Origin of the sequence: Gemmata sp. SH-PL17 (assembly GCF_001610855.1) — a bacterium.
Lineage (GTDB): Bacteria > Planctomycetota > Planctomycetia > Gemmatales > Gemmataceae > Gemmata > Gemmata massiliana.
In genome coordinates, this window is the sequence record NZ_CP011271.1 from 746,212 (window position 1) to 759,039 (window position 12,828).

Consider the following 12,828-nt stretch of genomic DNA (forward strand, 5'->3'; position numbering starts at 1 on the left):
TCGTGTGTTCCGCGCATTGGCCACTTGTTCTCCCCGACCGCTTGATGCGGCCGGGGAGCGTTCCGAGCCGGATCGTTCGGTCGCTTTTGCCTTCGGGCGACACGGAAACCGGGCTTGCGCCACGGGGGATACCCGCCGCCGATATCCAGCCGCCACGCGGTTCGGAGTCCGCGGCGTCAACCCGTGTCCCCTCGCAGTACGTGCTCACGCGACCGTCGGTCCGGCTCGGCTAAAAAACACGGAATCGAACACATGATGGCCCCGATGAAGCGGACCACGTTCGGGTTCCGCAAAGAGATCACGGTGTTCGAGTTCGAGCGCGGCCTGCTCTACCGGGACGGGCGCCTCGAACGCACGCTCGAACCGGGGCGCTATCAGTTCGGGCGGTCGGAGCGCGTGGAGGTCGCCAAAGTCTCACTCCGGGAGACGAGCCACGTCGTTCCGGGGCAGGGGCTTCTCACGGCGGATCGCATTGAAGTGCGAGTCACGTTGGTGGCGCAATACCGCGTCACCGATCCGGCGCTGGCGCTGCACGCGGTTGAGAATTACTCCGAACAACTGCACCAGGAACTCCAACTGGCACTGCGCGACGTCGTCGCCGCTCGGACCATCGATCAGTTGTTGGAGGGGCGCGCGGAAATCGGAACCGAGTTGCTCCGCTTGGCGGCGGAACCGGCCCGGCGCTACGGCGTCGAGCTGAGTCGCGTGGGGCTGCGGGACGTGATTCTCCCCCGTGAGGTCCAGCGCGTGCTGATGCTGGAGGTGGAAGCCGACCGAACCGGGCGCGCGGATCTCGTCAAGGCGCGGCACGAAGTGGCCGCAGCGCGGGCGCGAGCGAACACGGCGAAGCTCCTGGCCGAGAACCCCGAAGTCGCCCGGATGCAGGAACTCGACGCGCTGCTGGCTCTGGCCGGTAAGGGCGGTAACGTGGTCGTGCTGCCCAACCTGGCCGATCTGTTCGCTCCGCGCCGCGACCGAAACGAGGGGTAACCATGTGGCCGATCTTCACCCCGTTTTGGCGAACGCTCACGGGCGGGCGCTCGGGGCGAACGGGTGATCGGGCTTCCGTTTCCTGTGAGGCAGATTGGGCGGAGCGGCTCGCCCGCCTCGGCCTTCCGACAGAGATGCTGCGCAACATCATCGCGGCCGACGCGCTTCACCCACACTTCCGCTACCGGCGATTCCACAAACCGAAACGCGACGGCGGCCGGCGCGCGATTGCCGAGCCGGACCCGCGTCTCAAGCGCCTCCAGTGCGAGATCGTCGCTCGGTATTTCGCGACCGAGCAACCGCACCCCGCGGCGGTCGCGTACCAGAGGGGCAAGTCCACCGCGGACCATGTGTGGGCACACGCCGGCGCGGAAATCGTAATCACCGCGGACATTCGGGACTTCTTCCCGAGTACGCGGGCCGATCGTGTCGAGATGTGGTGGCGCGAGCGCGTCGATAGCGAGACGGCCCGGCTGTTGACGCTGCTTACGACCGATTGTGGTGGACTTCCGCAAGGGGCGCCCACTAGCCCGGGACTGAGTAATTTCCTCAACACCGAAATGGACGCGAAACTGACCCGACGTGCGACGGCCGCGTGCGCGCGATACACACGATACTGCGACGACCTGGCGTTCAGTTGGCCCGCGGGGTTCGACCCGCCCTCGGACTTCGAGCGCGGGGTGCGTGCAATACTCCACGAATTCGGTTACGAGTTGCACCCGAAGAAGGGGTGGCACATGCATCGCCGGGGTGACGAGCCGGAGGTGACAGGGGCGGTTCTGACCCGTTCTGGGGGCGTGCGCTTGCCGGAACGCATTCGGCAAATAATGCGGGCGCTGGCGCGCCGCGCGACCCCGGCCGACACCGAGCGATTGAAAGGTTACCGCGGGTACGCAGCGATGGTCGCCACGCGCCCGCCTCGCCGTGGGTAAACCCGAGCGGCGTTGGTGTTTACCCGGAATTCCTGTTGCGGATGAACTGATAATCGGCCGCGGGGAAGTTTTCCCGCGCGATTTTCCTTAACGAAGGCTCCGCTGTGTTCAACAGTCGAGCGAAAGTATTGATTGAACGGGCGCGTGAAGCGTAACTTCAACGCTGCGAGGTGCCTGCGACGCGGTTCTGCTGTGAGCGTATCGGCGCGGGACGTGAGAGGGGTAGCGTTTACAGAAATTATGATCTAGTTTGGCTTCCGGAGATCCATCCAAACGCGCTTGCGTTTGCGAGCGAGATCACCAAACTATATAAAGCTCGCTCTTCACCCCGCATCACACCTTCCACATGTCCGGAAACGACGACCTGCTGTCGCTATTGGAAGCGTGTCGGCGGCGCGACCCCGCTGCCACCGCGGAACTGGTGCGCCGGTACCTGCCGCACGTCCGGACGGCCGTTCGGCGTCGACTGGCAGCGGGCATGCGAATGCGGTTCGATTCCCAGGACTTCGCCCAGGACGTGTGGCTGTCCTTCTTCCGGGCCGCGATCGACCGAGAAGACCTCCGGGACGAGGGCGGGCTCGTCGCGTACCTGTCTCAGATGGCCCGGCACAAGGTGACCGAGGAATATCGGCACCAGACGACGCAGAAGGTCGGGCTCAACCGCGACGTCCCGGTGTCCCAGGTCAGTGACCCGACCGGCCGCGGTCCGACCCCCAGCGAAACGGTCCTCGCCGACGACGAGTGGGAGCGGTTGACGGCGGGCCTCTCGGACCGCGAGCGGCAGATGCTCCAGATGTTGCGCGACGGACACACCCACGCCGACACCGCCGCCATGTTCCAACTGTCCGAAAAGACCGTTCAGCGCCTCGTCCGGCGGCTCCTCTCGCGCGGCACCTCACCCGGGACGCCCCCATGACGCGACCCGCTCAAGCGTCGCTCGTCGTCGCCGAATCCGCCCGGTTCCGAGCTGATCGGGCCGAGGGGATCAAGGAGGCGTGGCTGGTCACGGGGTGCCCCGATGCCGCGGCCGCGCTGGAGGACAATCCGGACCTCGCCGCGGACCGTGCGGTCGCGATGGACCTCGCGTATGAGGAGTTCTGCACCCGTGAAGGGGCGGGTAAAACCGTCGACGACAGCGCGTTTTGTGACCGTTTCCCCGCGATTCGCGCGTCGTTGCGCCGGCTCCTCGCGATCCACCGGCTCCTCGACGATCACCCCGACATGCTCGACGGCGGTGCTCCCAAGCACTGGCCCGAGATCGGGAGCGATGTAGGCCCCTTCTACGTGCTCCGCGAACTGGGGCGCGGGAGCTTCGCGCGCGTCTACCTGGCCGCTGAGACGACGGCCGGGGGGCGACCGGTCGCTCTGAAAGTTTCGGTGGCCAGTAGTCAAGAAGCCGCTACGCTCGGGCCGCTGTCCCACCCGCACCTCACCCCGGTACTGTCCTCCCATTTGCTGGACGAGTGGAACGTCGTTGCCATGCCGTTCGTTGGGACGGCGACGCTGGAAGACGTGCTATCAACCGCGTGGCACGGGAACCGGACCGGGCCGCGGGGGGCCGAGGTTCTGCTCGAAGCCGCCGCGTGCGGTCGGCAACCAGACGATCTACCGTTTTTCTCCTGCCCCGCGTTCTCGCTTAATTCGGGAACGACCTACGAAAAGGCAATCGCGACCGTTGCGGCCGGGATGTTCGCCGGGGTCGCGTACCTCCACGACCGAGGCATTGCGCACCGCGACCTCAAGCCGTCGAACGTGTTGCTCGGCCCGAACGGATTCCCGTACCTGTTGGACTTCAACCTCGCGTCCCACACCGCCGATCCGTGGCGGCTGGTAGGCACGCTCCCGTACATGGCCCCAGAACAGCTCGCGCTGATGAGCGGCGGGCACGCGGACCAACTCCCGGACGGGCGCCCCGGCGACGTGTTCGCGTGCGGGGTGCTCCTCTTCGAGTTGTTGACCGGGCGGCACCCGTTCCGTGATCCGGATGACCTTCCCACCAAACTCGGGCGCGAACAAGCGGCCGCGGTTTTGCTCGACGCACAGCGAACGGGGCGCCCGAACCTGGCCGCCCTCAACCCGCGGGCGCAGCGCGCGGTCCGTACCGCGATCGAACGCTGTTTGGCTTTTGACCCGCAGGCGCGCCCGACGGCGGCCGAATTGGTCGAGCTATTCACGCGGGCCAGCGCTCCCCCGCGTCGCCGGTTCCTTGTTCCTGTTCTCGTCGGTGCGGGGGGCTTGGCGCTGGTTTTGAGCTGCGCATTACTTCGGCCGTTAGTCGCTCCTGCGAGCCCATCTGGTGTTGTCGCGCCTCCTCGGTCACTTAGTCCCTTTGAACAAGCAATGGAGTGGTATCGGGAAGAGAAATACGACTTGGCAGCGGCGGGCTTCGGGAAGATCGCTCAGACGGAAAATGACGGGCGGGCCTACGGTTACTGGTCCCACTGCATGTCTGCACTACAGGTTCCTAGTGGTGCGATTGATGCCGCGGATAAGGCGACCCAGTTGGGTTACTGCGAGGCCCCGGTGTACGCGAACCGGTCTTACAATCATTTACAAACGGGTAGGCTAGAACGAGCGAAGGCCGACTGCGACGCCGCGCTCAAGCGCGATCCGAATCTGCTCGCGGTCCGACTCACTCGCGCCGAAGTTTATCTTCAGATGTACCTTGATCTGGCGAATACCGGCAGGAGAGCGGCCATATCACCCGAAGCGGTTACGGACATCGATCAGGTGATTTCAGGCGCTTCGGATCTTCTGGACCTCCCAGACACTTGGATCGTCGCCGCGCAGATTCACCTTCTCGCAGTTGACGGAAAAGGCGGCCCCGCGGTACACGGCACCGCGATTGAGGAGGTACGAAAAGCCATTTCTCGTGGTAGAGACCCCAAGGCGACCCGGCGGAATCCGATATTGCGAGTACTTAAGGGGCACCCCGCTTACGAGGACGTGCTGGCTACTTCCCCCAATCCCGTTGCCGCACCTACCAAAAATCTGCGATTGGTGCTCCCACTTCCTGAGTAAGCTCAACGCCAGTTCACACAGGCGCCGGACGTAACCCTTTTGCCCGTATCACGATCGATCGCATTCAGTCAATTCGCCCCAACAAACTATTGGGACGAGGGGCCGTTTGCCGAAATTCATGTCCAGTACCGCAACCGAATCGCAACTCCCTGAGTGTCCCGCCCTCAGCGGTACCGAGTGGCAAGTACCACTCGCCTCCTAGCGCTCATCGGGATCAGGTCATGCGGAGTTTGCGCCAAGCGCCCGTTGGGGGGGGCACCCGGGTCCGGTTGACGTTGGAGGCTCTCGACGCGCGGTTGTCGCCGTCGTCTTTGTTCAGCCCCGTACTCGACAACAACCTCGGTCTATCCCCCGCGCCGGTCCCGGTTGATACGCCGGACCTGATCGCGCTTCCCAGCGTCCCCCGGTCCGACGACCCGACGGTTGTTGCACTCGACGGGGGCGAAACACAACTGATTCCCGCGCCGGCTCCGACCGCAAACGTTGTCCCGTGTATCGTCAATTTCCGGGGCGTTGAGGTTATGGGGGGCGTGTGGCGGTTCACGGGTGACGTCGTCAGTACCGCCCCCGGGGGACTCACCATCTCGTTCGGTGGGGAGCCCAACACCCTTCAGGACAAGAGCACAACAACCGACACCAACGGCCACTTCGACAAGACCTATCTGATGAAGAGGGACGGGAGCGATAACGGGCTCGCGACCGCACAGACGGTCGCGAACGGGTTGGCCTCGAACTTGGCCATGTACGGCATCCGCCCGGCGTAAGTGTTCGGCCCGTTGGCTCAAAATCGGAGGTGACCGTGGAACCGGCTGGTTCAACACTAGTGGCCCGCCCGGGCGACGGGGTCGTGCTCCGCCGGTGGGCGGAGCGGACCCTGGGCGGGAGTCAGCTCCCGCCCGAGAAACTCGCGGCCCTTCTCCTCCCGATGGTGAGGCGGGCCGTGCGCACCGAGCGCGGGCCGAGCGCGCTCGTCGGCTGGCTCCGCCGGCGCGCCGCGCGCGAAGATTGGCAGGCGGAGCCGACCGTGCAGGTTCTGACCGAAGACCTGGTGCGTGCCCTGGGCGCCCCGCTCGGCGCGCCGGACGACACACTCGACGACGCATAGTGCACGAGAGAGGCCGAGACCCGCGTCGGACTTATTATGACGCCCACCATGACGCCCAACACTGTTCCGGACGAGTTCTGCCGATTGCTCGACGCCACCTCCGACCCAATTGTCATTGCGGACGAGGCGGGCGGGATCGCGTTCGTGAACGCGCGCACCGAACGGCAGTTCGGGTACGCGCGCGCCGAACTACTGGGTCGGCCGGCCGAGGTTCTCGTTCCCGAGTGGTCCCAGATCGAGGACCGCGCCGATTTCGGTCCCAAGGGTCCGCCCCCCCTTCTCGGGCGCCGAAAGGACGGGACCGAGTTCCCGGTGCGCGTGAACCGCGGCCCGGTCCGGCTCGACGGGCGGTTCGTGTTCGCGGTGGTTACCGACGTCTCGGTCCGCGCGAGTGCGGAACCCGCATTACACGGCGGTGAAGAACTGTTCCGGGGCGTGTTCGAGCACGCCGGGGTTCCCACCGCACTCACCGACACCGAGAACCGCTTCGTCCGGGTGAACGCCGCGTTCGCCCGGACGTTCGGGTATTTCCCGTCCGATATGGTCGGGATGCCGGCGGCCGAACTGATCCACCCGGACGACCTCCACGAGACCCTCACGACGGGCAAAATCCTGCTCGCGGGCGGGCGCCAGCAGATCCAAACGGAGACGCGCTACCGGCACCGTAACGGGCACGTCGTTTGGGGGCTGACAAGTGTTTCGCTCGTGCGCGGGCCAGGCGGGCGCGCCCCCGTGTACCTGAACCAGGTCCAGGACGTCACCGCTCAAAAACTGATCGAAGAAGAGGCCCGGCTCAGTGCCGCGCGGTCCCGCGCGTTCTTCTCGGCGGCCGCGGTGGGAATGGTCGAAGTGGCCGCCGACGCCCGCGTCCTTTGGGCCAACGATGCGTTCTGTCACATGATCGGCTATTCGCTGCCGGAACTGAACGAGATGCCCGGAACCGAGGTGTTTTTTCCCGAGGACCGCGCCGGGATCTTGGCCCAGTACGGTGAGGTCGCGGCGGAGCGGGTGCGCTCCTACGAGGCCGACCGGCGGTACCGGCGGAAGGACGGCTCGGCGCTCCGGGCGCGGGTCAGCGTCATCGCACAGACGGGCGCCGGAGGGCCGGCGCGGGTCGCCGTCGTGGTTATCGAGGCGGAGCGAAAAGACGTCGGCGAACCGGTTCCCCCTTCCCCAAAAGCGGAGTCGGCGGAACAGCGCGTCGGCGGCCTCGCGCACGACCTCAACAACCTGTTGACGGTCATCAACGGGTACGCCGAAATGCTCGCCGACCGGATACCGAGCACCGACGCCACCTATCAGCTCGCACAGGGGGCCGCGTCCGCGTGCCAGCGCGCCGCGAACCTGACGCGGCAGCTCCTGGCGTCCAGCCGCCGGGCGGCCGTCGCGCCGAAGTTCCTCGATCTGAACGAAGCGGTGCTCCATTCCACCCAAGTCCTGCGCCACCTCGTCGGACCGGGCGTGGAAGTGAGCACCAATTTGGCCGGCCACCCGAGCAGCGTGAAGGCGGACCCGGCCCAGGTGGAGCAACTGATCCTGAACCTGGCCATCAACGCGAAAGACGCGATGCCCCGGGGCGGGCAACTGGCCATCGAGACGCGCTGCGTCCGGGTGCGCGACGAGGACCGCGGCGCCCGCCCCGATCTCGCGCCGGGCGAGTACGTGCAGTTGACGGTGTCCGATACCGGCGCGGGAATGACGGACGAGGTCAAGGCCCGAGCGTTCGAGCCGTTCTTCACCACCAAGGAAGTCGGCAAGGGGACCGGGTTGGGGCTCTCGGTCGTTCACGAGGTCGTCAACCAGTGCGGCGGGTGGGTGGGCGTGGAGAGCGAGTTGGGCGTCGGGACCGCGTTCAAAATCCTGCTCCCGGCCGTGGCGCCCGTAACGGGTTCCGTTCGACTCGTGTCGCGCCCGACGGGGGCGGTTCTGCTCGTGGAGAACGAGAGCGAGACGCGGGAACTCGCCCGACTCGTTCTGGACGGACAGGGGTACCGGGTACTCGAGGCCGCGGGCGGAGCGGACGCACTGAGGATCGCGCAGGAACACGCCGGACCGATCGAGCTCCTGATAACGGACGTGGGGCTACAAGAAATGAGCGGCCCCGCGCTGGCCGACGTCCTGCGCGGCCGGCACCCCGCTATCAAGGTGCTGTACGTCGCCGGCCCCGCGGACGACCCGGCGGCCCGGCGCAACGCGATCGGAGCGGGCGCGACGCTCCAGAAACCGTTCACTCCACTTTCCCTGGCGCACAAGGTGCGGACCGTTCTCGGCAGCACGGCTTGAGTTCAATACGAAGGGCCGGTGAACGAACTGGCCCGCACTTCGCTCGTGTGGCTAAAAACGAAGCTCCGACGCGATTTTGATCGTGCTCCTGTGAGTCCTGTCAAAACCATCCTCGCAGCGGCGGTAGCACCGATCCTCGGCACGACCCATGCTGTAAAGTCGTTAACTTTTTGTGGCCCTCGCGTCTTTCATTACAAGCGGGCGCGTCCGCGTGTTTGGGTGCTCTGCAACAAACCGAAATCTCGGTCCGGTTTGGGCCGTTTTTAACATTTTCTTGTCGACACAAGCTGTGTGATCTATTGCACTTGCTTGCGTGTTCGACCGTTTCTGCATTTCTGCTCGTGCGGTGCCGGCCGGTTCCTGTTAAAATCCCCCGCTAGTGTTCTTCTCCCGAAGCGGTTCGCGGTCTCTTCAAGCCGTGAGTCGTTTACTACACCGGTATCCCGCACGGGGTGCCGCTCTCGTCCGAATCCCGTCGAATCGGCGCGCGTCCGCATTTGCTTTATTGCGGTCCGTCGGTCCGGTTCCTTGCAACGGGTGGTGCGGGCCTTCAAGTCCCCTCGCACCGGGCGGGAACCTCACAGGAGGGCCGATCATGTCCGCGACCGTTTTGCCCGCGCACCGCTCGCTCGCAACCAAGTCACAACTCCTGACCGAAAACTGGCTCCGTAACGTTTTCTCGCCCGACCTGTACACCGTCCTCGGGCGCGAGACGAAAGCGGGCGCGCCCGAGGATCACACGCCCGACATCGCGGTGGTTCGTGCCCACCCGAAGACCGATGCCGAACGCGACCCGATTCTCGTGGTCGAGTTCGAGGACGCCGATACCGCTTACGACATCGCGGACCAAGCGGGTCGGAACGCGGCCGCGGGGGTAACCGACTACTGGGTGCTCGATGTGGTGGCCCGCAAGCTCACGATCTTCCGCGTTCCCCAACCGGACCCGGACGCGCCGCACGGGTTCTCCTACAAACAGACACGGGTCTGCTCGCCGAACGCGCTGGTCGCGCCGCTCATGGCCGAACTGCACCTCGTGCAACTGATCGACCTGTTGCCGTAACGTTCTTCCCCGGTCGGCACTATGAGCGAAGACGAGTGGCTGACCGGGACCGACCTCACCGCCCACGTGCGGTTCGCGCTCGATCGCCTCTCCGCGCGCCGCCAGCGCTTGTTGGCGGCCGGGTTCTGCCGCTCGGCACTCGACCTCTTTGATGACCCCGATTTAATCAAATCACTCGATGTGGTCGAGCAGTTCGCCGACGGACGGGTTCCGACCGCCGAAGTCGAACGCGCCCGGAAGGTGTGCCGCGAAATCGCCCAACAAGCTTACGATACTTACGTTCGTCGGATCGATGATAGGGGCGAAAACGGGGGCGCGCTGCGCGAGTCGGTTCGATCCGAGTTCGCCTGGGCGCTCGCATACGCCGCCACGACCCCACTTCCAATTGAAGACGTTGGCCGGCGCGTGATCTGGGCCGCGGCCCAGGTCCGGGCCGGGGTCGTTCAAACGATGCCGTTCCCCTCGACGGCGCTGGAAGCCGCGGACGCGGAACAGCACGCGAGTGCGGTCGCGGTCGTGCGCGAGGTTACGGGCAACCCGTTCCGCCCCCCGCTATTCTATCGCGACTGGCAGACCGCAACGGCGGTGGCGCTCGCGGCGCAGATGTACGAGTCGCGCGATTTCAGTGCGATGCCGATCCTCGCGGACGCGCTTCAAGACGCCGGCTGCGATGACGAACACGTCCTCGCCCACTGTCGGGGCGAAGGGCGGCACACTCGCGGCTGTTGGGTCTTGGATCTCGTGCTGGGCAAAGACTGAGGCCGCACTCACTTGAACAGCGAAATCGGTCCCGGTGCGGCGAGGCGCTTCTCGGCCGCGCGGAACAACTTCTCCGCTTCCGCCTTTTCCCCGCTGAACCACAATTCGTAACCGAGCAGAAACTCGAGCGCCGCCTGACCGGGATTGTCCGCGACCGCTTTCTTCAACGCAGCGAGGTGCGTCGTGAAGCGGTCCGCGCGCCCGTCGTACATTTCCGCCGGGTCGAACGCGGCGGTCGGCCACTTCGCGTCGCGCGCCAGCCCGTCGCGAATTCGGGCCACGGCTTCTGCGAACTGGCCGGTCGCGAATCGCGCCTGGGCTTGCAGGAAGTACGCCCGTGCGTCAGCCGGGTCCGCCGTGATCGCGCGCTCGAAGTGTTCCGCAGCGCGCCCGTAGTCGCCCAGAGCGAATGCCGTCCGCGCGAGTTTCACGAGCCGGGCCGCTTCCTTTTTCGGGTCCGCTTCGGGGTACTCCGCGGCCACTTTCGTGACCGGCTTGAACGGGTCGAACGCGCCCATTGGCGGCGGTGGCAACGGGGGAGGAGCGACGCGGGTGACTTCGGGAACCGTGGTTCCCTTTTTGGGCGAGATCACGATGAAGTCGGTTTCTTTCGCCCCGCGCGGAAACACGACCGCGTCGTTGCGCGGCGGAGGGACGTTATTGGCTGCCGCGTCCGGATCGGGTGCGTCGAAGTTCCCGCCGACGATAATGGGTGGCGGGGCGACGATTATTATCGGTGGCGCGTAGCCCCACCTGTTCCAGTACGCCGGGCCACTGAACCCGACGGGACCGAGAGGCACAACTGGGGCGAGTGGCGGGTAAAATACTGCACGCGACACGAATCCGCCGCCGAAGCCGCTCACGCGAACGTGCGGTCCGCCGAACGAGAACCCGAACCCGCCCCGATACGAGTACCCGCCGCCGAAGCCGTAACCCGGGCCGGGCATTGACCCGACCACGAACTGCGCTCGAACCGGTGCCAGTTCGGACAGCCCCAACACCGCGCAAGCGACAACGAAGAACCGCATCATGGCTCGCCTCCGTCGCGTTCTGGTGGATCGACGGGGCAATTATCCGTTACAACTGCCACCACCGCAACCGTAGGTTGAAACGAGCGGCACGAGGTTTCGTTGGGTCGCAGCGTTCTCTGTTCTCTGCTCCCGGCGCCTGGCCCGCGTCACTTCGCGATTCCCGCGTTGTCCGGGTTGTGTTGGTGCTGCCGCCATTTCGTCAATGTTTCTTAAGTCTGGCAGCTTTCCCGTGCGCTGGCACCCTGTTAGCATCCTGACATGCGGCCGGCTCTCCAGTTCGCCCCGGCCCGTCTCGTTTTAGGCCCGTTTCGAGGCTCTTCCATGCGATCCGTCCTGGCGCTCATTCTGGGCGGGGGCCGCGGCACCCGGCTGTTCCCGCTCACAAAAGCCCGCTCCAAACCCGCGGTCCCGGTCGCGGGCAAGTACCGGCTCATCGATATCCCGATCTCCAACTGCATTAACAGCGAGCTCCACAGTATCTACGTCCTCACGCAGTTCCTCAGCGTCAGCTTGCACCGGCACATCGCCAATACGTACAAGTTCGACATGTTCAGCAAGGGGTTCGTCGAGGTTCTGGCCGCCCAGCAGACGAACGAGAGTGCCGACTGGTACCAAGGAACCGCCGACGCGGTGCGGCAGAACATCTCGTACATCGAGCGCGAAGACCCGGACGAGGTGCTGATCCTCTCCGGCGACCAACTCTACCGCATGGACTTCCGCCACCTGTTCGAGACGCACCGCTCTACCCGGGCCGACATCACGATCGCCGCGATCCCCGTGCCGGAAAAGGACACGGCCGGGTTCGGCCTCCTCAGCATGGACGCGCAGAGCCGCGTGACGGGGTTCGTGGAGAAGCCCAAAACGCCCGAGGAGCGGCAGCCGTACTACACCTCGGCCGACTGGATCGAGCGGCGCGGGATCGAGTGCCGGGGCCGCCACTATCTCGCGAACATGGGCATTTACCTGTTCAAGACGAGCGTGCTCCTCGAACTGTTGACCGCCAAGCCGCTCGCGACCGACTTCGGCAAAGAAGTGTTCCCGCGGAACTACAAGACCAAGAACATCAGCGCGCACCTGTTCGACGGGTACTGGGAAGACCTCGGCACCATCAAGAGCTACCACGAAGCGAGTCTGGCGCTCGCCAGCTCGACCCCGCCGTTCGACTTCTTCTCGGCCGACGGTGTCATCTACACCCGCATGCGGAACCTTCCGGCCAGCCGGATCAACGGGGCCACGCTGGAACAGAGCGTGGTGGCCGACGGGTGCGTGATCGGCGCGGACTCGCGCATCGAGCGGAGCCTGATCGGGGTCCGGAGCCGCATCGGGACGGGCTGCACGATCCGCGACACGATCATTATTGGGTCGGACAAGTTCGAGACCGACGCCCAGCGCGCGGCGAACCGCAAGGTCGGGCGCCCGGACCTGAACATCGGTGACAACGTGGTGATCGAGAGCGCCATTCTCGACAAGGACTGCCGCATCGGGCGCGGTGCGCGGCTCTGCAACCGGGAGAACAAGCTCGAAGCGGACGGCCCGAACGGGTCGTACCACATTCGCGACGGCATCATCTGCGTCCCACGCGGCGCGGTCATTCCCGAAGGGGCGGTGATCTGATCTCTCAGTAGTCCCTCGTCGTGAGGTCGAAAG

At 65.6% G+C, this 12,828-nt stretch carries 11 protein-coding genes; 10 read left to right on the forward strand and 1 reads right to left on the reverse strand.

Translation table 11 applies throughout. From position 1 onward, the window contains the following. Positions 1-252: 252 nt before the first annotated feature. The 9 genes from VT84_RS02980 (at position 253) to VT84_RS40440 (ending at position 10,150) form a co-directional block, all read left to right on the forward strand. Entirely contained in the window at positions 253-990 is a 738-nt protein-coding gene (locus tag VT84_RS02980; RefSeq protein ID WP_082838447.1) for a slipin family protein, read from the forward strand. 2 nt (positions 991-992) lie between these two features. After that, positions 993-1,922, forward strand: coding sequence for a reverse transcriptase domain-containing protein (locus tag VT84_RS02985; protein WP_082838448.1), 930 nt, complete (start codon positions 993-995; stop codon positions 1,920-1,922). A 346-nt stretch (positions 1,923-2,268) separates the two neighbouring features. After that, positions 2,269-2,838 (forward strand): RNA polymerase sigma factor, encoded by a 570-nt coding sequence (locus tag VT84_RS02990; protein ID WP_052553550.1) that lies wholly within the window; start codon positions 2,269-2,271, stop codon positions 2,836-2,838. Next, positions 2,835-4,943 (forward strand): protein kinase domain-containing protein, encoded by a 2,109-nt coding sequence (locus VT84_RS02995; RefSeq protein ID WP_082838449.1) that lies wholly within the window; start codon positions 2,835-2,837, stop codon positions 4,941-4,943. Before VT84_RS02990 ends, VT84_RS02995 begins: the two co-directional genes overlap by 4 nt. A 221-nt stretch (positions 4,944-5,164) precedes the next feature. Further along, the gene (locus VT84_RS03000) at positions 5,165-5,707 is read left to right on the forward strand and encodes a hypothetical protein (protein ID WP_052553543.1); all 543 of its coding nucleotides are present in this window, start codon (positions 5,165-5,167) and stop codon (positions 5,705-5,707) included. Between the two features lie 35 nt (positions 5,708-5,742). Beyond that, positions 5,743-6,048: a hypothetical protein gene (locus tag VT84_RS03005; protein ID WP_157469133.1), complete on the forward strand. Its 306-nt coding sequence runs from the start codon at positions 5,743-5,745 to the stop codon at positions 6,046-6,048. Between the two features lie 48 nt (positions 6,049-6,096). Then, positions 6,097-8,331 (forward strand): PAS domain S-box protein, encoded by a 2,235-nt coding sequence (locus tag VT84_RS03010; RefSeq protein WP_162271569.1) that lies wholly within the window; start codon positions 6,097-6,099, stop codon positions 8,329-8,331. 595 nt (positions 8,332-8,926) lie between these two features. Next, positions 8,927-9,391, forward strand: a complete 465-nt coding sequence (locus VT84_RS03015) for a Uma2 family endonuclease (RefSeq protein ID WP_052553538.1) — start codon at positions 8,927-8,929, stop codon at positions 9,389-9,391. Between the two features lie 21 nt (positions 9,392-9,412). After that, positions 9,413-10,150: a hypothetical protein gene (locus tag VT84_RS40440; protein ID WP_239465653.1), complete on the forward strand. Its 738-nt coding sequence runs from the start codon at positions 9,413-9,415 to the stop codon at positions 10,148-10,150. 8 nt (positions 10,151-10,158) lie between these two features. Here VT84_RS40440 and VT84_RS03025 read toward each other — a convergent pair whose 3' ends face one another. After that, positions 10,159-11,181 carry a tetratricopeptide repeat protein gene (locus VT84_RS03025; protein ID WP_082838452.1) on the reverse strand — a complete coding sequence of 341 codons (1,023 nt, stop codon included), beginning with the start codon at positions 11,179-11,181 and terminating at the stop codon, positions 10,159-10,161. Positions 11,182-11,502: 321 nt separating this feature from the next. Between VT84_RS03025 and VT84_RS03030 the strand changes: the two genes are divergently transcribed. Next, positions 11,503-12,795, forward strand: a complete 1,293-nt coding sequence (locus VT84_RS03030) for a glucose-1-phosphate adenylyltransferase (protein WP_082838453.1) — start codon at positions 11,503-11,505, stop codon at positions 12,793-12,795. The last annotated feature ends 33 nt before the right edge of the window (positions 12,796-12,828 follow it).